General features: G+C 50.8%; 33 protein-coding genes and 1 pseudogene. 7 read left to right on the forward strand and 27 right to left on the reverse strand.

Features of this window, described 5'->3' with window-relative positions:
- The first annotated feature begins 68 nt into the window (after positions 1 to 68).
- Positions 69 to 551 (forward strand): transglycosylase SLT domain-containing protein, encoded by a 483-nt coding sequence (locus KGP17_RS27485; RefSeq protein WP_223499808.1) that lies wholly within the window; start codon positions 69 to 71, stop codon positions 549 to 551.
- Between the two features lie 391 nt (positions 552 to 942).
- On the opposite strand, the gene KGP17_RS27490 is transcribed toward KGP17_RS27485, so the two are convergent.
- The 3 genes from KGP17_RS27490 to KGP17_RS27500 form a co-directional block, all read right to left on the reverse strand.
- On the reverse strand, positions 943 to 1,500 hold the full coding sequence (locus KGP17_RS27490) for an LPD29 domain-containing protein (RefSeq protein WP_223499809.1): 558 nt from the start codon (positions 1,498 to 1,500) through the stop codon (positions 943 to 945).
- Positions 1,442 to 1,807: a hypothetical protein gene (locus KGP17_RS27495; RefSeq protein WP_223499810.1), complete on the reverse strand. Its 366-nt coding sequence runs from the start codon at positions 1,805 to 1,807 to the stop codon at positions 1,442 to 1,444. Before KGP17_RS27495 ends, KGP17_RS27490 begins: the two co-directional genes overlap by 59 nt.
- Before the next feature lie 65 nt (positions 1,808 to 1,872).
- Entirely contained in the window at positions 1,873 to 2,538 is a 666-nt protein-coding gene (locus tag KGP17_RS27500; RefSeq protein ID WP_223499811.1) for a hypothetical protein, read from the reverse strand.
- A 260-nt stretch (positions 2,539 to 2,798) separates the two neighbouring features.
- Between KGP17_RS27500 and KGP17_RS27505 the strand changes: the two genes are divergently transcribed.
- Both KGP17_RS27505 and KGP17_RS27510 read left to right on the forward strand, forming a co-directional pair.
- Positions 2,799 to 3,059, forward strand: coding sequence for a hypothetical protein (locus KGP17_RS27505; protein WP_223499812.1), 261 nt, complete (start codon positions 2,799 to 2,801; stop codon positions 3,057 to 3,059).
- Positions 3,060 to 3,090: 31 nt separating this feature from the next.
- Positions 3,091 to 3,258, forward strand: a complete 168-nt coding sequence (locus tag KGP17_RS27510) for a hypothetical protein (protein WP_223499813.1) — start codon at positions 3,091 to 3,093, stop codon at positions 3,256 to 3,258.
- 46 nt (positions 3,259 to 3,304) lie between these two features.
- Here the strand turns inward: KGP17_RS27510 and KGP17_RS27515 are convergent, their stop codons facing one another.
- The 16 genes from KGP17_RS27515 to KGP17_RS27590 form a co-directional block, all read right to left on the reverse strand.
- Positions 3,305 to 3,565, reverse strand: coding sequence for a hypothetical protein (locus KGP17_RS27515; protein ID WP_371822222.1), 261 nt, complete (start codon positions 3,563 to 3,565; stop codon positions 3,305 to 3,307).
- Between the two features lie 88 nt (positions 3,566 to 3,653).
- On the reverse strand, positions 3,654 to 4,001 hold the full coding sequence (locus KGP17_RS27520) for a hypothetical protein (protein WP_223499814.1): 348 nt from the start codon (positions 3,999 to 4,001) through the stop codon (positions 3,654 to 3,656).
- 59 nt (positions 4,002 to 4,060) lie between these two features.
- Positions 4,061 to 4,429 carry a hypothetical protein gene (locus tag KGP17_RS27525; RefSeq protein WP_223499815.1) on the reverse strand — a complete coding sequence of 123 codons (369 nt, stop codon included), beginning with the start codon at positions 4,427 to 4,429 and terminating at the stop codon, positions 4,061 to 4,063.
- A 740-nt stretch (positions 4,430 to 5,169) separates the two neighbouring features.
- The gene (locus KGP17_RS27530; protein ID WP_050313121.1) at positions 5,170 to 5,529 is read right to left on the reverse strand and encodes a type II toxin-antitoxin system HigA family antitoxin; all 360 of its coding nucleotides are present in this window, start codon (positions 5,527 to 5,529) and stop codon (positions 5,170 to 5,172) included.
- Between the two features lie 4 nt (positions 5,530 to 5,533).
- Positions 5,534 to 5,836, reverse strand: coding sequence for a type II toxin-antitoxin system HigB family toxin (locus KGP17_RS27535; RefSeq protein ID WP_050313120.1), 303 nt, complete (start codon positions 5,834 to 5,836; stop codon positions 5,534 to 5,536).
- 126 nt (positions 5,837 to 5,962) lie between these two features.
- Positions 5,963 to 6,784 carry an N-6 DNA methylase gene (locus KGP17_RS27540; protein WP_223499827.1) on the reverse strand — a complete coding sequence of 274 codons (822 nt, stop codon included), beginning with the start codon at positions 6,782 to 6,784 and terminating at the stop codon, positions 5,963 to 5,965.
- Positions 6,785 to 6,876: 92 nt separating this feature from the next.
- Positions 6,877 to 7,122, reverse strand: a complete 246-nt coding sequence (locus tag KGP17_RS27545) for a hypothetical protein (protein WP_223499816.1) — start codon at positions 7,120 to 7,122, stop codon at positions 6,877 to 6,879.
- Positions 7,123 to 7,165: 43 nt separating this feature from the next.
- Positions 7,166 to 7,600: a hypothetical protein gene (locus KGP17_RS27550; RefSeq protein WP_223499817.1), complete on the reverse strand. Its 435-nt coding sequence runs from the start codon at positions 7,598 to 7,600 to the stop codon at positions 7,166 to 7,168.
- 690 nt (positions 7,601 to 8,290) lie between these two features.
- A complete protein-coding gene (locus KGP17_RS27555; protein ID WP_115160158.1) occupies positions 8,291 to 8,497 on the reverse strand; it encodes a hypothetical protein in 207 nt (68 codons plus the stop codon).
- Positions 8,498 to 8,598: 101 nt separating this feature from the next.
- The gene (locus KGP17_RS27560) at positions 8,599 to 8,919 is read right to left on the reverse strand and encodes a theronine dehydrogenase (protein ID WP_223499818.1); all 321 of its coding nucleotides are present in this window, start codon (positions 8,917 to 8,919) and stop codon (positions 8,599 to 8,601) included.
- On the reverse strand, positions 8,916 to 9,266 hold the full coding sequence (locus tag KGP17_RS27565) for a conjugation system SOS inhibitor PsiB family protein (protein WP_223499819.1): 351 nt from the start codon (positions 9,264 to 9,266) through the stop codon (positions 8,916 to 8,918). Before KGP17_RS27565 ends, KGP17_RS27560 begins: the two co-directional genes overlap by 4 nt.
- Before the next feature lie 39 nt (positions 9,267 to 9,305).
- Positions 9,306 to 11,339, reverse strand: a complete 2,034-nt coding sequence (locus tag KGP17_RS27570; RefSeq protein WP_371822223.1) for a ParB/RepB/Spo0J family partition protein — start codon at positions 11,337 to 11,339, stop codon at positions 9,306 to 9,308.
- An 87-nt stretch (positions 11,340 to 11,426) separates the two neighbouring features.
- Positions 11,427 to 11,636, reverse strand: coding sequence for a DUF905 family protein (locus tag KGP17_RS27575; RefSeq protein WP_223499821.1), 210 nt, complete (start codon positions 11,634 to 11,636; stop codon positions 11,427 to 11,429).
- Positions 11,637 to 11,691: 55 nt separating this feature from the next.
- Complete coding sequence (locus tag KGP17_RS27580; protein ID WP_223499822.1) at positions 11,692 to 12,249, reverse strand: single-stranded DNA-binding protein; 558 nt, start codon at positions 12,247 to 12,249, stop codon at positions 11,692 to 11,694.
- 947 nt (positions 12,250 to 13,196) lie between these two features.
- The gene (locus KGP17_RS27585; RefSeq protein ID WP_223499823.1) at positions 13,197 to 13,772 is read right to left on the reverse strand and encodes a methyltransferase; all 576 of its coding nucleotides are present in this window, start codon (positions 13,770 to 13,772) and stop codon (positions 13,197 to 13,199) included.
- 45 nt (positions 13,773 to 13,817) lie between these two features.
- On the reverse strand, positions 13,818 to 15,194 hold the full coding sequence (locus KGP17_RS27590; RefSeq protein WP_223499824.1) for a DUF3560 domain-containing protein: 1,377 nt from the start codon (positions 15,192 to 15,194) through the stop codon (positions 13,818 to 13,820).
- Positions 15,195 to 15,894: 700 nt separating this feature from the next.
- Here KGP17_RS27590 and KGP17_RS27595 point away from each other — a divergent pair.
- Positions 15,895 to 16,470, forward strand: coding sequence for a hypothetical protein (locus tag KGP17_RS27595; protein ID WP_223499745.1), 576 nt, complete (start codon positions 15,895 to 15,897; stop codon positions 16,468 to 16,470).
- A 4-nt stretch (positions 16,471 to 16,474) separates the two neighbouring features.
- On the opposite strand, the gene KGP17_RS27600 is transcribed toward KGP17_RS27595, so the two are convergent.
- Positions 16,475 to 16,633 carry a hypothetical protein gene (locus KGP17_RS27600; RefSeq protein WP_223499746.1) on the reverse strand — a complete coding sequence of 53 codons (159 nt, stop codon included), beginning with the start codon at positions 16,631 to 16,633 and terminating at the stop codon, positions 16,475 to 16,477.
- Between the two features lie 416 nt (positions 16,634 to 17,049).
- Between KGP17_RS27600 and umuD the strand changes: the two genes are divergently transcribed.
- The 3 genes and pseudogenes from umuD to KGP17_RS27615 all read left to right on the forward strand — a co-directional run bounded on the left by umuD (position 17,050) and on the right by KGP17_RS27615 (position 19,283).
- Positions 17,050 to 17,472: a translesion error-prone DNA polymerase V autoproteolytic subunit gene (gene umuD / locus KGP17_RS27605; protein WP_223499747.1), complete on the forward strand. Its 423-nt coding sequence runs from the start codon at positions 17,050 to 17,052 to the stop codon at positions 17,470 to 17,472.
- An 11-nt stretch (positions 17,473 to 17,483) separates the two neighbouring features.
- Positions 17,484 to 18,744 (forward strand): annotated as a pseudogene (gene umuC / locus KGP17_RS27610) (translesion error-prone DNA polymerase V subunit UmuC).
- Positions 18,741 to 19,283, forward strand: a complete 543-nt coding sequence (locus tag KGP17_RS27615; RefSeq protein ID WP_223499748.1) for a hypothetical protein — start codon at positions 18,741 to 18,743, stop codon at positions 19,281 to 19,283. The pseudogene umuC and the gene KGP17_RS27615 overlap by 4 nt, the downstream one beginning before the upstream one ends.
- Positions 19,284 to 19,699: 416 nt before the next feature.
- Here the strand turns inward: KGP17_RS27615 and KGP17_RS27620 are convergent, their stop codons facing one another.
- The 7 genes from KGP17_RS27620 to KGP17_RS27650 all read right to left on the reverse strand — a co-directional run bounded on the left by KGP17_RS27620 (position 19,700) and on the right by KGP17_RS27650 (position 24,319).
- A complete protein-coding gene (locus tag KGP17_RS27620) occupies positions 19,700 to 19,981 on the reverse strand; it encodes a helix-turn-helix transcriptional regulator (RefSeq protein ID WP_223499749.1) in 282 nt (93 codons plus the stop codon).
- Positions 19,968 to 20,291 (reverse strand): type II toxin-antitoxin system RelE/ParE family toxin, encoded by a 324-nt coding sequence (locus tag KGP17_RS27625; RefSeq protein ID WP_059202210.1) that lies wholly within the window; start codon positions 20,289 to 20,291, stop codon positions 19,968 to 19,970. The genes KGP17_RS27620 and KGP17_RS27625 overlap by 14 nt, the downstream gene beginning before the upstream one ends.
- A gap of 118 nt (positions 20,292 to 20,409) precedes the next feature.
- Positions 20,410 to 20,715 carry a hypothetical protein gene (locus KGP17_RS27630; RefSeq protein WP_223499750.1) on the reverse strand — a complete coding sequence of 102 codons (306 nt, stop codon included), beginning with the start codon at positions 20,713 to 20,715 and terminating at the stop codon, positions 20,410 to 20,412.
- A gap of 370 nt (positions 20,716 to 21,085) precedes the next feature.
- On the reverse strand, positions 21,086 to 23,176 hold the full coding sequence (locus KGP17_RS27635; protein WP_223499751.1) for a DEAD/DEAH box helicase: 2,091 nt from the start codon (positions 23,174 to 23,176) through the stop codon (positions 21,086 to 21,088).
- 14 nt (positions 23,177 to 23,190) lie between these two features.
- On the reverse strand, positions 23,191 to 23,544 hold the full coding sequence (locus KGP17_RS27640) for a DUF1870 family protein (protein WP_223499752.1): 354 nt from the start codon (positions 23,542 to 23,544) through the stop codon (positions 23,191 to 23,193).
- 44 nt (positions 23,545 to 23,588) lie between these two features.
- Positions 23,589 to 23,795, reverse strand: coding sequence for a hypothetical protein (locus KGP17_RS27645; RefSeq protein WP_223499753.1), 207 nt, complete (start codon positions 23,793 to 23,795; stop codon positions 23,589 to 23,591).
- A 260-nt stretch (positions 23,796 to 24,055) separates the two neighbouring features.
- On the reverse strand, positions 24,056 to 24,319 hold the full coding sequence (locus tag KGP17_RS27650) for a hypothetical protein (protein ID WP_223499754.1): 264 nt from the start codon (positions 24,317 to 24,319) through the stop codon (positions 24,056 to 24,058).
- Positions 24,320 to 24,343 lie beyond the last annotated feature (24 nt).

Genomic DNA, 24,343 nt, shown 5'->3' on the forward strand with positions numbered 1-24,343 from the left:
GCATATATATTGAACTGCGAACTTGTATAGATTAAAATACTACCTAGAAATCAGACCGGAGGAAGTATATGAATAAAATGGCCGCTTTGACTGTATCTCTGCTTTTTTCAGGCATGGTAAACGCATCGGATTGTTTTGATTTGGCAGGAAGGGATTACAAAATCGATCCAGACTTACTCCGCGCAATAGCCTGGAATGAGTCCAAGTTCAATCAATATGCCGTAGGTAATAATTATGATTCTAGTGTTGACACTGGTATCATGCAAATTAACTCACAGCATGATCAAGAGCTCTATAGCTATGGCATAACGAGACATCATTTAAAAAATGATGCCTGTCTTAACATCTATACAGGTGCCTTTTATCTTGCTATAGCTTTCAAAAAATGGGGAGTTTCCTGGGTTTCTGTTGGTGCATATAATGCAGGTTTTAAAGACTCTCCGAAGCAAGCATACCGTAGATACATATATGCAGAAAAAATCCATAGAACTTACAAAACAATTAAGCTTAACAAGAAAAAGCCTCTTACTTATCCGATAGCTAAAAATTAGCACATTCTCTTATCCACATATGCACATGAGATAAAGCCAGTGAAATACTATCCTTTCATTAGGGTGGAATGAACGTGAGCGATTCCTTCACCTCTACAAGGTGAAAGAATATCGATTGTGTATATGTGGATAAGTTATCATGCCAACAGCACATTCTCAGACGATGACAATAGGTTTTTCATTGTCATCGTGCAAGCCAGGGAGCCCCTCTGGGGCAGCGGCAGGATGAAAATTTTTGTTATTTTCATCCGGGTGGGAGGGGAATAAACTGATACTCTCTCAACGGGGGTATCACTTTAAAGGGACGCCGAGAAGTATTACAGAAATGCAATTCTACATCATAAAAAAACCGGAACGAGGAGGTGCCCTCCTCATTCATGGGTTGAACTGATTAGGCGGTCAACTGCGCTCTCATTCTGTTTATTTCATCTTCGACACCATGACCATGCCAAAAATCACGAAAACCCACACGCCATAGCTCACCAGATTTATAGCGTTCAATGTTGACATTCTCAAATCGATCGCCAAACTTGACATTGAATTCCTGGATGGCTTTCTCTGTTAGAGCGTCGCTATACTCTCTCTTTGTGAAAAGATAATTAACACCGCCATAAACTTTATTGAACGGGGACTCACAATATTCATAGATATCTTCCATGCTGTTAAAGTGGCCATCTTTATACTTACCAATAATGGCTTTAATCTCATCCTCTTTAGGGCCATCTGTCCAACTAATATTGACACTAGAAGTATGCCTTTTGCGGACACTAAACTTTACGCCTGGGCATGCTTTTTTCAACTCCTTCCGAACATTAGCAGTAACTTGAGTAATTCCTTTTTGTTCTTGTGAAAGCCCGATATATTCAGGAGCTTTTTTTATGCGTTCAACTTCATCTTGAAATGCTTTTTGAGCCCGTTTTTTTTTCTGTGTTTCTCCTTTCTTCTTCATCGCGCGCATTGCTTAAAATTCGCAGGACTTCATCTTGGCCCAGAACTTCATCATGGATCGTCCACTGAACTCCATACAAAATGCACTCATGTAATTGATGCGTCATTGTCCCACACTCAAAAGCAATATCAAAAGTTGCGTTACCACCTGTTGCCATTACACCGCCCAAACGATGGGTTACTGTTTCCGGACTTTGTTTACCCTGGATCATGTATATGACACCACGACCGAGACCATATAGACTTGTGCTGACAACTTGCCCGACTACAACCACCTTTTTTTCGATCCCAATTTTCATAACACCCATGGCTTTATCTCCTATTTATTGGCCTGCTTTCTCAGGAACGGGCCGTTGATTACATTGTTTAATGATCACTCTGTCGCAAACATCTGTGCTTCCTCTTCGATGAAGTCTGCACATTCACGGCGGTAAATTTCATCGAATATCTGTACTATCTCAGGATGCCCCCTATAGATCGGAGCAACAATTTCCAATGTCATTACTTCGGCGATTAACCATAATTCATCCGCTTTACTTAGGTTTCCTGCGTTAAGCTCATCCCTGGCGGCGTAATTTGTTCTTTTCACTTTCGTGGTCAGAACCTCAATTTCTCCCGTTGTTTTTATCGGTTCACACCACTCAATTTTGGTACCTATCGTCCCACCCAATACCGCCCTCCCATTGCGGTCCGTAATTTGGACGTACTGAGCCAAATAATCCAGAACTGTTGTATCACCCAGTACGTCCGCATCCTTGTACTGCCAGGCGTTTTCACTGTGTACTTTATTTACCTGATTTACGGCATCCGTAATTGTTGATGCTGTAAGTACGTAGAAACTGATCTGTTTTTTCTCAAATGCCGCATCATTTGGGAACGTAGCCAGGCCTCTAACAAGCACCTTAAACTGTTTATTAAAGATATCTTCCCTGATCGAGACACCCTTTTCATAGGGTGACGGAATGAATTTAGGGGTTGCCTTTTCACATATCCTGCTAGTCCCCGTCGCGCTGTTGACCTTGACGTTTTGTGTGTGCATGTTATTTGTCCCGTTAGTGTTTATTGTCACATCCCACTGAGCCCCTCGCCGCAACCGCTAAACTCACCTTCCAGGAATGAGGATGAAGTCAAATTTGGCGACAAAGCCGCAGCGCAAGCGACCACAGGGAGTGCGAACGGGTGCCGGCGACAGATTTGACTTCAGACGCCTGGAAGGTAGTTTTTAGCGGGGCGAGGGACTCAGCGGGTGTGACTGACACGGTAGTAACAATATGCACACACCCGACACGGCGAAATGCCGTGGCGACCTTAGCGCCCTGCAGCTTTTCGCAGGGCAGTGAACGCGCTGGCCACCGGCCAGCTGCAGCCCTTGACCTGGCCGTTAGCCATCATACCCTAGCCGTCAGGCCCGAAACCCGCGCTTTTGCGGGGTTCGGCGGAGCTTGCTCGGCGTCTTCATGCCGGGCTAGCGCAGTCGGGGTGACGACCTGGCGCAGCCAGGAAGCCGAAGGGGGCCAAACCGCCGTTGACCTGATTTTTGGCCATGCATCTGTTGATTAAACTATGTGGTATTACAAAGGAAAGTAGTTTGATGAAAAGGAAGAAACTTAATATCAATACCTTGTGTTCAATTCAGTGCAAGCCAGCCCGCCATACGCTGAGAAAATGCAGTAAAAGAAGCCACGGCGGCGGCGCAGCCGCAGCAGTTGCTTATTATGGTTTTTGCGGCGCCGACGTTGGCACCATTCCAAACTTGTGATGCATAGCCGGGAAAAAAACCGCCCACTTAGGGGCGGCACGTTAAATCAGACAAGCGCCCGTTTTAGTTCAAGCGCACGTAGAAGTTGCCCCCACTCGCTCCCACACATCGCGGGAACCCTAACAGAGCGGCCTTTGTGACGACAGCGAGCGATATGACGGCCCCAGGCGCGCATTTCAGGAGTAAGGTCACTGGCGGCAATGTCATCGCGCAGAATACGAACCTGTTTTTTCGGTTGCTCGTTTTGGATCTCCAATTGCTTTACATACAGCGCAGATGGTGCAATGATTGAGACTTCAATATTCATGGCTTTATCTCCATGTTGATTATTGGAAGCTGGTCTAGCTTTCTCAGGGGTAAACCAGCTAGAGAAGGCAGGGGAAACCCTGCTTTTTTCATTTCTGGCGTAAACCAAATTCCTCCTTAACGCTGGCCAGAATTTTCGCGTGGCTCAGGTCTCTGTGATCCCGCATCTCGAAGTAACGAACTCCGATCCGGGTGTAAATTTCGGTAACGTTGCCGCAATACATCTCAGCCAACATAAACGTTTCACACTCACCGTTTTCGCTGCATGACCAGTTAAGCGGGGACATCATGCCCAGCGCGTCATGGAACCGATGAACGTCAATTTCAACCGGCTTTTTCACCGCTGCTTTTTCACGGCTCTGCCAATAGGCGCGCTCGGCTTCCGCGTTGGCATTCATACCCAGAGTGGCGCAAGACTCGGTCAGATTTAAATACATGGTGCTTTTTCCTTCTAGTGAGGGGTGGCAGCAATACGCCGCCACCGGGTTAAAAAAAATCAGTAATCGGCGGCCAGCTCGGCCATCAGTTCATCACTTGAGGCCTGTGCGCGTTGTTCTTCGGCCAGTGTCAGCATGATCCCCCGCTTCGTTGCCGCCCCCATAAACACCGGGCGATCTGTTAGCGGTAATCTTTCCATCCAGTTCATCGCCATGGCCAGTAAGCGCGATTCGTAAATTTCGTAATAGCTGCCACACCCTTTATTGGCCTCTTTTTCCAGCCGTTGGATCACCACGTCAGCGCGGATCACGTCAAACGGGTGATGTGAGTGAATGTTGCAGACAAAACCATCAAATCGAGGTGTTGTCCTTTCACATATCCTGCTAGCTTCCGTCGCGCTGTTGACGTTGACGTTTTGTGTGTGCATGTTATTTCTCCCCTTAGTGTTTATTGTCACATCCCACTGAGCCCCTCGCCGCAACCGCTAAACTGACCTTCCAGGGATGAGGAGGAAGTCAAATTTGGCGACAAAGCCGCAGCGCAAGCGACCGTAGGGAGTGCGAACGGGTGCCGGCGACAGATTTGACTTCAGACGCCTGGAAGGTAGTTTTTAGCGGGGCGAGGGACTCAGCGGGTGTGACTGACACGGTAGTAGCAATATGCACACACCCGACACGGCGAAATGCCGTGGCGACCTTAGCGCCCTGCAGCTTTTCGCAGGGCAGTGAACGCGCTGGCCACCGGCCAGCTGCAGTCCTTGACCTGGCCGTTAGATATCAGACCCTAGCCTTCAGGCCCGAAACCCGCTTTTTATGCGGGGTTCGGCGAAGCTTGCCCGGCATGTTTTCGCCGGGTTAGCTGAGTAGGGGTGACGACCAGGCAAAGCCTGGAAGCCGAAGGTATCCAGACTGCCGTTGATTTAGCTTTTTGTTCACCAGGTACATGGCCATCGAGAACAGAAGAAGATAACCAGGGAAGAGAAGTCACCAGGAAGGAAACCAAAGAGGAAGAGGAAGATATCCAGGAGCGGCAGAGAGAAGAACGGCGCCGCAGGCGCTGTCCTTTCCTTGGCTTTTTGCCGCCCTTGCTTTCGCGCCGTAAAGGGGTAGATCTGGGCAGCAACCACAGGAGGAATGTTCTACACCTGTGGCTGCCTGTTGTGGAAAATCACACGCCGACCAGACTTTCCAGCGGGATATTGAATTGCTTATGCAGGTTACGGATCATTGGCAAGGTGAGTTTTCGCGTACCGTTGAGAACTTCATACACACGGTTTGCCCTGCCGATCGCTGGCTCCAAATCTTTGACCGTCAAGCCCTGTTGCTCCATCCGGAATTTTATCGCCTCGATGGGATGAGGTGGCTCAATGGGATAGTGCTTCTTCTCATACTCTTCAATCAGTAGGCACATGACTTCAAAGAAGTCCCCTTCTGCCGTATCCATTTCTGGTTCGTTGTCAAAGAGAGGGGAAACGGCCTTTAAGGCTGCCTTGTAATCATCTTCGTTACGGATCGGTTTGATTTGCATCGTTCTACTCCAGTTCTACAGTTTCAGCATCGATGGCATCGTATTTGCGGTGCGTGCCGATGAATTTCACAAACATCCATCCCCGCTGGTAGGCAATCGCTACGATTAACCTGTAGTCGTTTCCTTTGATATTGAATACCACCCGCCTGTTCTTCAGAATGCTGGCGCTGCGGTACTGTTCTTTAATTTCTGCCGGGGTTCGCCAGTTCGCTTTGACGGCCTCATCCACCCATGCTTTCAGCGGCTGTTCGGCATCGGGATATTCATCCCAAAAATCTTTTAATGTCTTAACGGATATGATTTTCATTCTGTTAATTATAGTCCCAAAATGGGATTAATCAAGATTTCAGTCCCACTGCGGGACTCATTTTCCCAGCATTAAAGCGGGGAGGTTCTCCCCTTCCCGCCGTGCATAACATCTCAAACTTCTGTTTTAAACCGTCGTTTTAGCCATCAGCTGCATAACCTTTGCCAGCGCATCCCATTTCTGCCGCAGGGCCAGCCGGTCTTTCCATCCGTTGATATAATAAAGCGGCGTAAAACGAACCCGGGTGAATTTCATGGTGAGCGCATCACCGGTGATCACCCTGGCAGGGATCCCCAATAGGCTCAACTGGATGAAAGCCATATCTGCGGCAACAGGATCAATATCGATGCACTCAACATACAGGTGTTCGGAAGGATTTAACCCCTCTTCCAGCATGCATTGAGCATAGGCAAGCACCATCCCCGCTGCGCCGCATGCTGGCTCATGCAGTTCGATCCAGCCCTGTTTCTGGACGACTGCCGCAATATCCCCTGTTAACATTTTCGCCATCATCAGTTGGATATTATACGGCGTAAAAAATTGGCCCATCTTATCGGAGCCTAGTTCCAACTCCATGAATATCGATCCCAGAAAGTCATGGAACTCCCCTTCCAAGGCTGTGACCATCAGACAAAACAGTTTGTTCATATTGTCCTGATCGGCAGCCGTGTAACAGTCGCAAATCCGGCGGCTGCTCTCGATGTTCTCCGGCGTTCGGATGCGAGCCATATCCAACTCACTGGCCGCCAGTGTTATGAAGTCACGAAACACGTCCCAGCGCCGCATATTTTGCGCTGTGTGAGCAAAGGCACTGATAAACTGCTTTCGGGCCACATCTGGGGTGATCATGCGCACGGGGTGGGCAGGTTTTTCGATCAGAGTGGGCTTGGCTTTTACGGGGACGCTTTCAAACGCGCTACACAAATCAGTGAAACTCAGTTGTGACATAGGCTTATCTCCATGTTGGTCGTTGAAAGCTGGTCTAACTTTCTCAGGGGTAAACCAGCTTGGTTGAGAAGGCAGGGGAAACCCCTGATTTTTCATCTATGCGTGTTATTTTTCAGGCTCAATAGCGCCTGTTTTTTTCGCTCGATTTTCCAGCCCTTTGTAAAACCAACCAACCAAGTCAGCATGCGGTCAAGACGGTTGAACCTTACCCCATAGTGATCGTTGGCATGTTCGGACATTGCTACCTCTTCTTGTGCGCTATCTACGGCACGATGCCAAAGACTCCAACACTTTGCAGGGGACTTAGAAACAGAGGCGTTGCCGCTAGTTTTTTTCATTTCGCTTTGTCCTGTTTGGTGGTAAATGCTAATCACTGTGTTGTTAACAATGATACTGTTGCAAATGGCCATAGAGGGGTAATGTGTACGTACGATCGGCATTCCAGATATCGCCATCACTTGTCACTTCCACGAACTCGCCGTTTTCCAGACAGCGCCACAGATCGCCATCAACGGTAAAGTGATAACCGGTGCTGCTGATACAGACGTCTTGGATAGGCACCTGCACCTCCACGGCATCCACAACAAAGTTGCTTTCCATCGGCGCAAGCAAGCCGAATTTGAAAGCCGCATCCAGCCTGCTCTTTGCAAAGAGAAAATGCTGATGACAAGTGCTAAAGCCTCCACGAGCGCTGTAGGCGGTGTATTTCACGACAAAACGGCCCAGCTCTTGATTGGCGAAAGCACGTTGGTCTTTTACCCATCTTTTGGGAGGATCTTGCGTGGCGGTTTTGACGTTGACGTTTTGTGTGTTCATGCTGTTTTTCCCCTTATCAGGTAGTTAGTCCATCTTTCGGTTAGGTCTCACGCGGCAAATGGCGTAAGGAGCAACAGGCATGGGCAGAAAACAAAGGGCCGTTTACGGCGTTTACCTTCCTTTGTTTTCTGAACGTGAATGGTGCTACAAACAGCCATCCGCGAAGAACTAAACGAGAGAGGGATCACCAGGGGCAACAGTATGAACACACCCGGCACGACGGAACGGCGGGACGTCCTTGGCGCCCTGCCGCTTTACCGCGGGGCAGTGAACGCGCTGGCCACCGGTCAGCTGCAGTCCTTGACCTGGTCGTTAGATATCAGACCCAAGCCTTCAGGCCCGAAACCCGCTTTTTATGCGGGGTTCGGCGAAGCTTGCCCGGCATTTTTTGGCCGGGTTAGCTGAGTAGGGGTGACGACCAGGCAAAGCCTGGAAGCCGAAGGTATCCAGACTGCTGTTGACCTGATTTTGGGCCAGAGAGATGCGACACCAACAGAATGGAATGGAAACTATCGGAGAAATGACAATGAGAAAGACAAGGTAAAGAGTGTTGTTCAGGAAGAAGAGAGGTTTAAACAGCAATTCGGGGATAACAGTTCACCAGGAGAAGAAACGAATGAGGCAGGAAAGTACGGGAAAAAACGGCACCGCAGGTGCCGTCTGTTCTTGACCTTCCCGCCCTGGCCAACGTCATTTTGCCCTGGTACCCGACTCAGGCTCAGACTCAAAGGCAATCACGCAACCAACGATCATGGAAACGGCCCAGATCACTTGAAAGGTGATATGCACCAGTGCGCTACTGTATGACAACAGCATGCCGGTGAATGGGATAAGCAACAACAGGGTGCTATAGATAATGAACTTCCCGCCAACGCTTTTTCGCTGTGCTGGCGACATTTTTTGCACTCTGGGGTTGTTTGCGATCTTACGTCTTAGGTATTTCCACATACCCACCTCCCTCTTAGCGACTGAAAATAGCATTGTATTCAGTATAGTATTCATTTTCCCTTGAAGTAATCAGGCCGGTTTTCCAGCTCGCGCGCTATCAGCTCATCAGCAAACAACGGCGCGGCTTTGACCACTCTGCGCTCGAGATTGCGCTGACGTGCTTGTGCTTTGCGCTCCGGACTCCAGCGGCGTATAGGCTTCACGTCCAAAAAATCCAGAGACACAGCATAGTCACCCCCCGGTACAAACAGGGCCATCACACTAGCTGGCGCACGCGCACCGGCAGGAACATCTTCAAACACCAATATTTCTTCACCGGGGCAAGGTCGATGAGGGTACGCCCACCGCAGCGAATAACGCCATTCATTCACCGCCGGTCCTCCAGTTTATTAGGCAACATTAGCTCGTCCAGCCACTGTTCTATCTCTGTTCGGTTTTCCAGCTCGCCATGCATTTCACCGACAATTGCCCATAGCGGTTGCCCGTACTCAAATGACTGGCAGAGTACATTGGTAAAGCGCTTACTCCATGCCTGTACCCCGCACCATTCTTGCCGGTGTTCGCAATCGATCTGCCAGCAGTCAGGCAAACCCAGCGCTGCGATCACCGCACTGGATAACCGCAAGCGTGCCTCCTCGCCGCGTTCGCGGTACTGTTCAAAATCGGTGGCGGTAAAGGCTTGCAGCTTGGCTAACGTGAATTTTTCTTCTTTGGTCATCGTGTTATCAGCCGCCCTTTCGGGCGGCAGCTCCAGTTATCAGGCTGCGTCAGTGGTGGCTGTTTCGTCGGAATGGGTTTCGCCTTCAACATTTTCTGCGTTGGCAGGATCGTCGACAGGTGCCTCTTTAGGTTTAGGCGCGGTCATCCACACTGGCACCCAACGGTTACTTGCCATCCGTTCTTCGGCCAACTCTGCGGCGTCCCCTTTCTTCATCTTCTCCGCATCACTTGCCGCACCGGTGAAACCCGCTTCATTCAGGAACTCGACAATTTGTGGTTTTTTCAGGTGGTCAAAGAAATTGGCTTTTGTCGGTTGCCACCAGTCACGCAGTTCGAAATCAAACGCCGTTTCCACCGCATCGAGCGGACTGCGTGTCGTATGCCCACATTCACGGGTCTGTACACCATCCAACCCGCAAGCCGCACATAAACCGAGGATGGAAAGCAACTGCTCCCCTTTCAACGTAAAGAAGGTGGTAAAGTCACGATCCCAACCTTCCGGCAACATGGCGGTGACACGATCGATTTCTGCTTTGAGAGCAAGATAAGCGGTACCCTCTTTGCCTGACGGCGCATTTTCCAGCAAGCTATGGTGTGAGCAACGCAATGACGCTTTGAGCGCAGACGTCGAACCGTAATGATGTGATAACAGGTCACGGCACAACGTCCATGCCAGCAATGCAACGGCCTTCGGTATCTGTTGTACTACCGCTGCCTGTACCGCAAGCGTCCGTTCCGATGACATTTTGGTCAGCAACGGTAAACTGATGTCGTCCACCGGTTCGGGTTGGCGGGTATAAGTGATACCTGATGATGTTCGAGTCTCGTTGTCTGCTTTGGCCCCCTCTGTCCCCTCCTTCTGTTCCCGAAGAAGAACCCCGCGCTGAATGCAAACGTCATCATCCTCAAATGACACGACCACCCCAGCCTGTGCTTTCTGCTCAGGTGTCCACGACCGGATCGCTACAGCCGATTCAAGGTCTTCAATCTGCTGTTGAATCTCATATTCATCGTCGTGGGTGTCAACCTCTTGCAGCGCGGCTGTCAGCGTGTCTAGGCGGGCCTGTTCTTCTTTGGTAAACAAAGGTGCAGGGGTAGGCAAAAAGCCGTACGTCTGCGCATCCTCTCCCCAGCGTTCTACTTGATCCATCCGATGCAGACACCATGCCCACCCTTCGTTTTCCTGTAGGGCATGGGCAACTATCTCCAGCTTGTTAACGAGGTGTGTATCAAGCAGGACTTTATCGACATAGCCGCCATCGTCCTCGCTAAACAGATCACGGCGGATCTGGCTGTCCTCAAAAGCATTGGCTCCGACAAATGCAAACTTCCCGCTACCGCTGATCTGGACTTCACTGGCGGTTATCAAGCTGCGTATTTGATGAATTTGGGGCTTGCCGTTGTAGCTGTTCTCTTTGGCCATATCCAGAACCTGCAACTGGCGCTCAGGGTTATTCTCCAGCGCCAACACATGACAGTGCTCGGTTGTGAGTTCATCTTTAGCCAATGCATCAAGGATAGAAGGAGCCAACCCGGCCAATTTCAGCATGCGCTGGACGTGACGGGCACCATACCCCAGCAGATCACCGATCTGCGCTGGCGTATTCCCCTCTTCAGAAAGTGTACGGAAGCCGATGATCTGTTCGGCGGGGTGCATTGATTTACGCTGGCCGTTTTCCGTCATCGATGCGGCAACCGCCAGTTCGCGTGGAACTACCTTCACAGGCACAAAAGGTTGATCGGCATCGATAAGCCCTTCGCTCACCAACAGCGCGGTAGCCTTTTTACGGCCACCACCACCGACAACGCCCAGTTGGCCGTCAGGCAGCGCAATAACGATCAGGTTTTGCAGTATGCCGACCCCCTTGATGCTGTCGGCCAATCCTCTGACTTCTTTGTCCGTATGCGGAACGATACGTGTGTTCAGTTCGGTATCGGCCAATTGAGAGAATGGCACCAGAACAACCGGCGTACTTTCGAGCAGGGTAACTAGTTCTTTAGACACGGCTTTTTCTTTCGCCTTACTGCTAGCTTTCTTAGCTGTTTTTGCTTTAGACTCGGTAACTGACATAGTTGGTACTCCTTATGTGTTGACTACTGTCTGCCGGACGGCTCACGTCCGGCACCCTTTTGCTTACTGCTTTTTCACACCGCACTGCTAGATATAGCGATTCAGCCAATACCCGGCATCTTGTGAGAAATTCCAATCGCGCCAGCTCATTGCGCCATCGACGCGAACAACAAGCCGAAAATGCGTCCCCTGATCGTCCTCGATGGCAACATTGCTGTAGGCTGCTGCTACAACGTTGGCCTGTTCACGCGTAAACGGGCCGTCTGTTGGTAACAAGACGTGCTGTTGGTCAGCCATTGGCTATAAACTCCTGTTAGTGATGCCCTGCTTGCACAGGGCGAAAAGGTAAATCCTAAAACGGGATGTCGTCTTCAAAATCCATCGGCGGGTATTGACCACCTTGCGGCTGCGATGGTGGCGCTGATGGTGCTTGCGCGGCATCTGCTCCCTTTGGCGACCCTTTCCCTTTAGTCGAGCGCTTGCCCTTGGCCGGTGCGCTGCTGGCTGCTGGCTGCGCGGCAGCCGGAGGTTGTGCAGGTACGTTGCCGCTAGTCTGGCGCTCGCCGCCGCCCAGCATTTGCATGGTGCCATTGACCTTCACCACGATTTCGGTGGTGTACTGATCAATACCCTGCTCGTTCTGCCACTTGCGGGTTTGCAGTTGCCCCTCGATATAGACCTTTGAGCCTTTGCTCAGGTATTCCCCGGCCACTTCGGCCAGCTTTCCGAACAAGACAACGCGATGCCATTCGGTTTTTTCTTTTTGTTCGCCCGTTGCCTTGTCGCGCCATGTTTCGGAGGTCGCCAGAGACAGATTGGCCACCGCGCCCCCATTGGGCATATAACGAATTTCGGGAGCCTGACCCAGATTGCCGACCAAAATCACTTTGTTTACGCCACGTTCTGCCATGATGAATCTCCTTATTTCCGTTGAGCTTTCGCTTTTGAAAACCATCACCCGTTGAGTTGTCGGGGCCGCGGTTTTGATGTTATTGCGGGGACCTGCTGGACTTTCCCGCTGGGTATTACCTTCACCCGTTTGAGAGTCGTTCGCCGCGAGGGCGTAAACGAGCACGGCCCGGTGAAGATGTCTGGGGGGAGCGGGAAATTTTTTTCGGTCTAATGAAATGGCCGGAAAAAATTTATTGCGAAAGGCATGGCCGGCCCCTAGACAGCAAGACGGGTTGTGCTTGTCTCAGCCCCGGCGAAAGAACTCAAATGGGTGAAGATATCCAGGTAATGAAACGAGCAGGAACCCGTCGCAACGACGAAACGCGCGGGCGCGAAACGGCGTTGCTCCTTAGCGCTCTGCAGTCATTTCGCAGAGCAGTGAACGCGCTGGCCCTGGCCAGCTGCAGGGGTTGACCTTGATGTTAGATAGCAGACCCAAAGCCTTCTGGCCCGAAACCCGCCTCAAGCGGGGTTCGGCGAAGCTTACCCGGCATGTTTTGGCCGGGTTAGCTGAGTGGGCTGACGACCTGGCTATGCCAGGGAGCCGAAGGTATCCAGACTGCCGTTAATTCTTGTCCATCAGCTGCTGGCCAGAAGCTACCAAAGGAATAGAAGGGCTATCAGGAAAATAAGGAAATGAAGCAGGAAGAAGACAAAGAGGAGAGAGAAGATACCAGGGAAGTAGAAGAGGAGTCAGCTCACCAGGAGCGGCATAGGGAAGAACAGCGCCGCAGGCGCTGTCCTCTCTCTGGCTTTTTGCCGCTGACCTTTCCCCGCCGGCGCCCATGAGAAACACAGGACCGGCACCAGGACGCGAAACAGGTATTCACCCCAGCTCGACGGCTCAACACCCCGACCCAGGCATAAAGGGGGCATCCGTTCACCCCCTGTGGCTGTGCGATATTTTCAGGCCGCCCCCAACCGCACTATCGCGGTAGACGCATCGGTAAACGCAAACGCCCCACGCGGCAAAGGCTCCCAATGGTCAGAAAGCGGCTTGAGCGATTTGTTTTGCCGTGGCCCGTTCAAGCACACGGCGGTCAGCACGCCACCGGGTATCAGCAACGAGCGGGCATGCAGAATATGTTTGATATCCGCGCCCTGGTTGAACGGCGGATTCATGATAATTCGGCTGTAGTTTCCCTCTGAAGCATGCGGCCAGTATTCCAGGAAATCACTGCAGATCACGTTGATGCCTTCAAATTCGTTTCTCAAGTGCTGGCAAAGCTCGGCGTTAATCTCTACGGCATCACATACCGCAGCGGGTGCCACTTTCCTGATAGTCCTTACAATCGCGCCGGTCCCCGCGCTCGGCTCCAGTATGCGATCCCCATTGCTGATGTTGGCCAGGTGAACCAGACGGTCGCAGATCTCATCTGAGCTAACAAACAATTGTGAACAGGCCGGAACCTCAACCACCGAGGCGCTACGTTCAATTTTTCCGCGCATCATCTCGATACGCTGCTTAAGTGCCAAATGCATCTTATACCCTCTATGGCTCCCCGGAGTTGATCCGGGGAGCAATTTTTATTTGTTCGGGATTTCAACGGTTTTCATGTCGCTGATATACACAGATGACAGCGTGCAACCTTGCGTCATCACTCGGCGGTAGCGATAGGCTCCGTGGGTGTCGGTGGCCTCAACGGCCCGAACGCCCTTGTAATCACGGTGTTTCGCGGCCCATTCGGCTTTGGTCATCGTCACACATCCCTCGTCGGGAACATTCACGTTCGGCGGACGTTTTACTGTCTTACTGGCAGCTTGTGCCTCTTCCTCTGTGGGGGCTTTATAATCGGTGATGCGATCAACGGTGAGTTTCATCGTGCCCTTGTACCCTAAAAAATTGTGCCACGGCGTTTCCAGTGAGGTGACTTCTCCGTTTCTTTTGTTGATCTTGAGGATAGGCAGCCATTCCTCCCTGCAAAGCACCTGACCGCCGACTTGAAATTCTTTCGCGCTCGTTATCACGCTGCCGCTCTCGTTCAACATGGCCCGTTCGTAGCTCAAGCGATTGCGGTAATGTGTCGCCCAGCGTTGATAATGGCGGATAGCCCTATCATGGCAAGGGATCGCAACATCTCGGGCCTGTTCGGCCGTGATAATATCTTCATCCAACGCTGAATACAGACTCATGCGCCCTTCGTACTGGCTTTTATCCTGTGGTCGGGGGTACTTCTCCAGGCTAAAACATGCGTAAATACTTTCGTAATTGCTGATTGCGATGGCCATCTTTAAATCCAGGTTATCGGAGCGCCAAAGTTTCAGAAATTTTTCCGAGTCTGCGATATTTTTTTCTGCCTTGCGCAAGTCGGCTTCAATTTTTTTGATCCGGCGATAGCGCACGGCTGGCAGTTCTTTATATTTGGCGTGGGCCAAGGACGCCGCAGCCCTTTCTTGCCAATACTCTGACCGTTCGAACAGCATGACGGCCTTTTGCATACCGTTTTCGATTTTTGCGGCATGCCTGCGCGCTTTTCGCTCGCTATGATGGCCAACAAGGATCGGCTGCCCAAAGGGAACCGCCGAGGCCAGCTTATCGACCGCCGTTAAAACCTGGCTGGATTCTGCCGCGCGTTTCTCGCTGTAACCGCTGAAGCGTTCGGCGCGTTCGCTCTGACGCTCAAACAACGTGCTATCTTCATCCTCGATGTCACCGGCAAGGCTCATCAAGACATCTTCGCGGCCCGGCGTCCACGCAGGCGCCACGAAGAAACGCTGTTTAGGTGCCCATTTGAAACCCGCCTTGCTCACTGTCGCGTAGGTTTCTTCATCGAGACGATGGAGGGGATACAGGCGCAATTTGTTGTCATCGGGGGAATAGGTCGCCCGATACTCATTGCTGTTGAATTCATGAGATGCCTCTGTAGGCTTCGCTGTCGCGCCCTGGACGTTTTGTTGTGACATGTTTTGAATCTCCTTATGTGGTTAAAGTGATGCTTCTGTGAGTATTCGCCGTCGCAAACTGGCCCAGACCACAATCAGGAGCGCTGGCAAGGCCGCCGCAGGCGTTCATACCAGCCTTGCCAGAAGGAGCGATGGAGTGTGGTCTACTGCCTAGCGACGGTCGGAATAACTCACGGAAACTCACCCCACAGCTGAGGGTGAAACAGGGCACAATGCGGAACGGCGCAGCAGCAGCGAAAGCCGTTACGCGCTTCTGAGCGACGGCAGCAGTATCGCCGTCGTGGTGAATGCGCTGGCCAGTGGCCAGCTGCAGGGGTTGGTGTTGGACAGCAGACCCAAGCCTTCAGGCACGAAACCCGCATCATGCGGGGTTCGGCGAAGCTTACCCGGCATGTTTTGGCCGGGTTAGCTGAGTGGGCTGACGACCTGGCTACGCCAGGGAGCCGAAGGTGGCTCCAAGAAACACCCATCAAGCTTGAAAGACCTATAGGGTTGAAAGCGGAACAAAAGTAGAGGAAAGAGAAGTGAAATGGATACAAAAAGGTAAGAAAAGTTAGGAATTCAAATTGGCATTGAGGACAAGCACAACCGTTCTCGATTGGAAAAGCGTTGCAACTATGGACAAACGATTGTCTCTTTCCTCTGATGTTCGATCTCTATGTTACACTGCTGTTTTTCCAGAGTTTAGTTGCGTGGTGGTATGAAAAAGCGTGAGTTTGATGAATTGCTTACCGGCGTAGGAGTTTTGACCGTCGATGCTTATGCTCAAGAAATGAAACAACTTTTTCCAAATCTGATACTTCCGACACTTCAGTTTGAGGTTTGTAGTCCTGCACATGCCGAGCTTTCTAAATCATGGCGGGATACATCAGTATATAAGGATGGATACGGATGTTGGTCTTGGGAGACGATTTATCACAAGTCGAAATATTCAACCAAAAAGTTTGTTGTGGCAGTATCGAGCAACGGCAAATTTGGTGGACTCTTTTCTGGAAAATTATCATCAAATGAAGTAGAGCTGCAGTTTGTACATCGTGATGTTGACTGCCCCTCACTCAAGGGGTTCATGATCCCAGCGTCTGTGACGTTTTCGGCTTTTTTAGGTCTGGCCATGTCTCGCGACGTTCTTTCTGTGTGTGAGCCAGCTAAAGCGATTGTTGACCGGTATGAAACGAGTATGAAAGGAGATGTTGCTTTTACATACAATAATCAAAAGGAAGTGCTTCGGATGAGTGTTCCAGTTGATGAGGTTGTATCCCCACCAACTGATCAGTAGAGGACTAACTTTTATTAGTGTCTTGCGCCGCTACAGTTGGTTCATTTTCGACGTACAGCACTGCTCTCTTATCTTCTGCGGAGAGATTTGGATATAGAGTAACACCTGCTTTACGCATAGCATCTAAGCGCTGCATTGGTGTCATATCTTTAAATTTTGTCATCTCATCTACCCTCAAGCTCATGCATAACGCAGATACCGCGTTTAAATAATTCTATACGGATTACCAAATTTACTCAACCAAAGGTTGAATACTCCTTGTACAGGGCTTTGCACCCAGAAGCGAAGCGGATATGCGTCACTGACATCTTCCTTCACGACATAAGGTAGTTATCCACATTAAGGGTGCATATCCGGCGTAGAACCCTGTGAATAACCTCGCCACCTCGCGTCTTAAACCGCCGCACCAGAGGTGTACGTTTTTCACTCAACAAGGATTGGTCAACTACTGCCTGGCAACTTTATTCCTTTGAAAAGCAATGCGCTGCTTTGACACACCATTATTTCTACCGATCCCACTTGCAAGCCCTATAGGTAACATCAATAATACACTGTATAAATATACAGGTAAATGATGTTATGACGATTGAAATTTTTAAATACTCACCAGGCACAGCCCCACTCGCACTGCCACTTTTTGCTGACTCATGTGCGGCAGGGTTCCCAAGCCCGGCGCAGGACTACATCGAAGCTCAGTTGGATCTCAACGAATTTTGTATACGGCATCCCTCCGCAACCTACTTTGTGCGGGCAGAAGGCGAGTCAATGGTAGAAGCTGGCATTCTGTCTGGTGATCTGCTGATTGTTGATAAGGCGGTCAAACCCACGCATGGCGACATTGTGATCGCTGCAGTCGCCGGTGAATTCACTGTCAAACGGTTGTGTACTACTCCGCGTCTTTGCCTGCAGCCAATGAATCCCGCCTACAGCCCGATATTTGTCGATCCGGACGAACTGGACATATTTGGTGTGGTCATGCACGCCATCCATACGCTTCGTTGAGCGAGGTGCCTATGTATCTGCTGTGTGATGTCAATTCGATGTATGCCAGCTGCGAACAGCTCTTTAGGCCTGATCTCAAAGGAAAACCGGTGATCGCTCTCAGTAACAACGACGGAGCGATTGTGGCGGCCAACGCGCAAGCAAAGAAGCTGGGAGTTAAACGTGGCACACCGTACTTTCAGGCCAAAGCGCTGATCGAGCAAAACCGCATAGCGTGCTTCAGCTCGAACTATGCGCTCTACGGCGACATGAGTTCACGCGTCATGGCCACACTTGAAGCTCTGGCCCCCCGGCTTGAGATTTACTCGATCGACGAGGCGTTTTTGGACGTCACCGGCATCAATACCTGTGAGCCTTTACTCAATTTTGGCCGTCGCGTACGGGCAACAGTGGCACAGCAAACCGGGCTGACGTGCGGAATTGGCATAGCGCAAACGCGTACGCTAGCCAAGTTGGCCAACTACGCAGCAAAGACATGGCCAGGAACGGGGGGCGTGGTTGATTTGAGCGATCGCCAACGGCAGCGCAAGCTCATGGCACTGCTGCCGATCGATGAAGTGTGGGGCATCGGCCGCAAGCTCTCTGCCAAGCTAAAAATCATGGGGATAGAAACGGTGCTGCAGCTGGCCGACGCCAACCTACAGTTGATGAAACGTACGTTTGGCGTGGTGGTAGAACGTACAGTACGTGAACTCAATGGTACGCCGTGCATCTCTATCGATGCGCTGCCGGCGAAGCAACAGATCATCTGCAGTCGCAGTTTTGGTGAGCGCGTCACGCAGCTGCAGGACATGCGCCAGGCAGTCTGCCAATATGCAGAACGGGCAGCGGAAAAGTTGCGCCAGGAACGCCAGTATTGCCGTCACGTCAGCGTTTTTGTGCGCACCAGCCCGTATTCCAACGATCCGTATTATGGCAACAACGCCAACCAGGTGTTGATGTTGGCCAGCCAGGACACGCGGGATATCGTTGCTGCTGCAATGAAAGCTCTCGACCAGATTTGGCGCGATGGCTACCGGTATCAAAAGGGCGGGGATCATGCTCAATGATTTCTGTAGCCGTCCAGGTCAGATCGATATGTTCGACGACACACCGCCACGGGCCAACAGCGATAATCTGATGAAGGTTGTCGATCGCATTAATGGTACGGGATTGGGTAAGATATGGTTTGGCGGTCAGGGGATTGATAAAGGCTGGCGAATGAAGCGCGAGATGCTCTCCCCTGCCTACACGACTCGATGGAAGGATCTCCCCAGGGCAATCATTAAATGACCTATAGCAAGGAAGTGCTGGCACCCTATGGAATTGTTCAAACTGGCCCCGAATTTGGTACCTTTGGCGAACGCCGCTGCCTATTTGAAATACCGCTCGCTACAGGGCGCACGGTCTGGATGGATCAGCGCCTGACAAAGCAATCAGACTATTGGATCGTGCTTGTCGAAAAGCGGCCCTTCCTGCAGGCCTGGGCACGTGCTCACCAAGAACGTCACCTGGCAGTCGGCGATGAGTCCATCTGGCGCCAAGACAGAAAATTTGCTAGCGCTGATGATGGATTTTCGCCTGGAAGGGAAAACCCTGTGCCACTGGCAGAATGTGGGGGAGATTACGTGGTTGAAAAGGGTCTTCCCGCTCTCAGGTTGTGTTTTGGCAATGGTGTGACCAGGACGATCTGGCTGCTGGCCAATGGCGTGGAACGTTTTCCCGTCAAGGTTTCGACTGCCAGGACTGCACAGTTGATCCACCGTGGCGCAGGCGTAAAATCTACCTGCCCGCTATCCATTAGTGGGCTTTACGAAGTGATTTATCCTTGAATAAGCGTAACTCGGATGCTGATTTCCGCCCTTGCCATCAGACCATAGCCGAAGGCCCGAAACCCGCGCTTTTGCGGGGTTCGGCGGAGCTTACCCGGCAACGAGCCGGGTTAGCGTAGTCCGGTTGACGACCCTGCGCAGCTGGGGAGCCGAAGGGGGCCATACTGCCGTTAACGTGTTTTGCCCTGGGATCGCTGTCAATCCATCTCGGTAGATCAGCGATCGGCGACCAGATAGACCTCACACGAATTGACAGTAAAGTTAGGAAGAACGAAATGAGGAGGAAGAGGAAGAAGAGCGGCATGTGTAAGAACGGCGCCGCAGGCGCCGTCATCACCCTGCTTTTGCCGCCAGGTGTTGACCGCCCAGGGCAAGGCATGACACTGAGGCCCAGAGAGTCCGAGCCTCGTCGTCAATCAGAACGAAATGGTCACATGCTCAATGCCGCAGGCTTTTGCATAGCGGGCAATGGTTTCAACACTCGATTTCGTCACGTTGTTTTCCATCCGGCTGACGGTCGAGGCATTAACGCCCATGGCCTTGGCAACTTGAGCGCTGGTAAGTCCTGCCACATTGCGCCACTCGGCCAACGTCGCCTGTAGACGCTCTTTGCGAATTTCATCCTCCATCGCTGCCTTGTACTCACTGTTTTCCATCATTTCGGCCTGAACCTGAGCATGAGTTTTATACTTTGTCATTTATCATCTCCTCGAGTCGCTGCATTGCCAGATCAATTTCACTTTTTGGGGTTTTGGGTGTCTTTTTAATAAAGATCCTGAGCATAAAAATGCGCTCCCCTTTCTGATATACCCATATCCCGCGAGAGATATCTTTTCCCATCGAGCGGATCTCATAGAGACCATTACCCAGTGGCTTGGTATCCGGCTCTCGCAGTTGCCGGGGGTCACTCTCCAGCTTGCCGATGATCCGGGACAGTTTCGCGGCAACGACCGGGGGTAGCTCCTTCAATTCCTTTTCCGCTTCGTAGTGATAGATTACCGTGAACATCATTCCATCCCTGTGCCTTAACTATTATTGCATTATAATGCAATTTGCATTGTGATGCAATTTCTATGACCTTTGCCTCATGTTAATTCAGCGGCGGGATCCCACCGCTGAACCACGATTAGGCCAAACAGTTATAGGTCACACGGTAATCGAGATACTTAGTTCCACGCATGATTTCTTCGACATGCACAACGTTATGCGCCACATTATTGATAATCATGATCTGCTCGATTGCGGCGTGTAGATGGCTACGCTCTATCTTTTCGGGCACTACAGCCAGTGATGTATCGGGAACGTTGACGGGCATCCACAAATTGTTATCAGCACCCGATAAAGGGGTATCGCAGAAGTGGATAGATGGCGTTCCTTTGAGCACGGTTAGAATGACAGTAAGGGTTTTGCGGCTATTAACGGGAATATTCATGATGGCTCCTGTGAGTATGGCGTATTGCCGAAGAGGAAATGGCCTTCCATTTCCTACAAAGGTATTATGCAATAAAACCCGTTAAATATCAATTATGATATCCTATGGCATCACTAATTTCGCATGCGAAAATGATTGAATGGAAGGCGACAAGGATATTGTGGAAGAGATCGGCTCGATCAAATCGCCGGAATTGCGTTGCCCTATGCAGCTCTGCGCGCCCCCTTCCTGCCAGGCGAATTTTTGCGGAGCCTGCCAGCGTACAGCAATGTTAGTGCCGCCGGTCGAAGACAAGCGACACTGACAGCGATGGCTGAGAGTTTCGCATGCGAAATATCACATCGCCCTGGGTACTCGATGAGTCTAAGATCTATGTGCCGCTTGGTGTGTCCTGGTTAGGCTCTACTATCTGAATGTTATACAACTTTTCCAGCTCTCTGATTTTTGCCAGGCGATCCTGTTCCAGGGTCTTTATTTTGTAGCGCCGTCTAATGACTCCCCGAAAGCTGTTCATGGATGGGGTAACACGCCGGTTATCCCGTAGCGTTTCGGCCAGCTCTGCCAATTTAGTAAAAAACGAGCGGTCACGCTCTCCAGCTATATCTAGCTTAAGCCCTGTCTGTATCAATGCGCTCACCTGTTCCTCGGTAAGTTCATTGTTGAGATACTTTTTACGCTGGTACTTTACCCAATCGACCAGAGCGGAGCCCTTTGTTACCTCACCAGAATCATTGACCTCTGTTTTTAGTAGACGCAGATTGGCCTCAAAGTTGTGCTTGGAGATATCAAATGTAACGCCCAGGGAGTTGAGAGCATCTTCCTGATAAGCAGGTAATGTACCGCTTCGGTGAGCCGCCCTTCGCGCCTTAATGAACTGAAGGAACGGTCCGGTTGACGCATCAGAAACTGTATTCCCAGCCTCCAAATAGGCGCGTAACTCTTCAAGGTTCTGATAAAACAACTCCTGATTGTAATCCCAGATGAAACCCAACTCATCGAGAATACGTTTTTTTTCGGGATCCAGACGGTTACGTGCGTACAGCGCTCGCATGTGTTTTACCCATATCCCAAAGCTCCCCGCGTTCGCAGTTAATACGCGGCTGTGCCCGTTAATACTTATAAACTCTTTCAGCTGTTCCACGCGATCGAGGAACGTCTTATTGAAGGATGTATAGACTTTTAGATAGATCAAATCTGCGAGCTTATGCACATCAAAACTGCTGTCGTCCGTATACCTGAAAAATGACGGTAGTAACGTGTGACCTGGTGTGCTGCTGTCTGGGGAATACAATTTAATCGCGCGATGTAGGAGTTCATCGTTCTCTGAGAGCGAGTTTAAAACCTGCATGATGGCAGAGAAATCGCTGTACTCTACCGCGTTATCACCACTGAGTACCGGCAGGATGATATAACCAAAGTCCTTGCCTGGGTACTTGCGCATTGCCCTACCGGCACATTGGATGATATCAATCGGCGATGTCTTGCTGCTGCAGAACATGGTGGCGTCGGTTGCCGGAACATTCATCCCTTCATTCAGGCACCGGGCGTTAGTGATCACACACGAATCACTGTCCTTATAAATGGCGAAATGGGCATTACGGGTATAAGGCCCCTGCAGGCTAGATACATGGGTGACCGGGGTATCGAGTACATCGGAAAAGATGGTCGCCGCCTTGCTCGCCTCATCGATCGTGGCATGGTAGGTGATGACTTTTTTTAGCCCGTACTGCTCCATTGCTCGCTTAAGGGTGAGCGCAATAGCATAGGTTTTGTGTTCTGAGGTGGAAATGGTTTTCTCTTTCAGATAGCTGCGAACTTCATCATCGGTGACACAGGCGACCAACAGTTTATAGTCGCTGATAACGCCGTCTTCAATGGCTTCGCGGATCTGATAGGTATAAACGAGTTTTCCGTAGAGTTCTTCATTGTCCATACTGAAGAATTCTGTATCGTCATCTTTCTCATTGTAGGATGCGTGCCGTGGGGTAGCGGTCATCCCGAGGCGCTTAATGACGTTCGGATAGCCTGTCAGTGTCTGGTTGAATAACGTACTCAACTTTCCTGCAGTCCGATGCATCTCATCGTAGATCACCAAATCGACCTGGATGCCACTCTCGGCCAGCACTGTGAGCAACACTGGCGCGGAGTTGTAGGTCGTGACTATGGCCCTTTTTCCCGGATGTTCTCCCAGGAATACCTCTGGCTCAATCGCATTTTCACTGTGATATTGAAACACGCGCCGATCGGTTGTTTGCCGGTATTCGTCAGCAATCTGGTCAACTAACATAATGGTCGGAGCGACAATCACTGTCACCAGGGCGTGGAGTCGATCTGCGATCATGGCTCCGGTATATGTTTTGCCTGAACCACAGCACATGACAACAAGTGCATTGTCAGCCGTGCTCAGCTCCTGGACAGCGAGTTCGGTGGCTTTCTCCTGGAAATACTTAGGTGTAAACATCAGGCGCTCATTATTCAAATCAGATTGGCAATGCCGGCAGACAAGCATTCTCCTGCAACAGAGTTGGTGATTTTCCACATTACGACGTTGCGCTTGCCTGTGGCCTTCTCAAACTCATCAATCGTCATGTAAAAATTCAACGTGATGCGTTCACCTTTGCGACGAAATTCCTCAAAGCGGTCTTCGGTCATGTTGTCGCGCAGGGTAGCGAAATCGGTGATCTCATTGGCTACATCATCAGGGACAGCGCGAGAACCGTCCTCCCACCGCTGCCAGGTACGAGTTGTCACCTGACCGATATGCTCGGCGGCCTCACTGCATTCCAAAGCGAGGATCTGACGGAGCGCTTTTAATTCTTTGTTTGTCATAATACGGCCCGATAGCAAGCCGCCCTTCAGGACGGCTGCAATGATTATTTTTCGATGATATTGAAGATTTGGCGCAGCAGGGATGCATGGTTATAGCTTTCTTTGTCGATGCAGGTAAAGTCACCGCGCTCAACGTTGAAAACTTCGCCATTGTGATTGACGTTATGAATAGCGTGGTGCTCTGCCAGGGCTTCTACTTCGGCAAACTTATCTGCGGGAACATCATAAGCGATGGTGATAGTCGTGGTCATTTTTCGTCTCTCTCTTTAGAGGTGATCCGAGCTAATCCCGAACCATGGGTCTAGTATAGGTCGCGAACGCGACCACCGCAAGAGACATACTTCACAACTTTAGGGGGCTAGCTAACGACTGAGGATAAGCAGCCGGGAATTTCGCATGCGAAATCGAGCTGGCAAGGTCACCACGACGTTTACCTGGTGAACCCAGGCTGTTGAACCCGAAAATCCAGAATCGCACTTAGCGCGGCACTGAAGAGCTATACGGGATTCTTTTACATGTCCTTTCTTAATGCCCGTTTGCCAACGACATAAGCGCCGATCGGACCACAAAACCCAATCACAACGTAGATGCTGTCCCACACGCCGCCTGGATATTGTTTGGTCATCAAATAACAGCCGTACATTGCCGCCGCGTACAGGACATAAACATAAAAGGTCCACCGGAAAAAGCGGCGTCTAGTATGCCTAATTTGATAGAGCAGCTTCCACCCGTCCCTTGTCTGATCCTCAAACACCTGTTTCATTTTTTGGCTCACCGGTCATTTTTCCTTAAATTGACT

Source organism: Serratia sp. JSRIV001 (assembly GCF_019968745.1).
Lineage (GTDB): Bacteria > Pseudomonadota > Gammaproteobacteria > Enterobacterales > Enterobacteriaceae > Chania > Chania fonticola_B.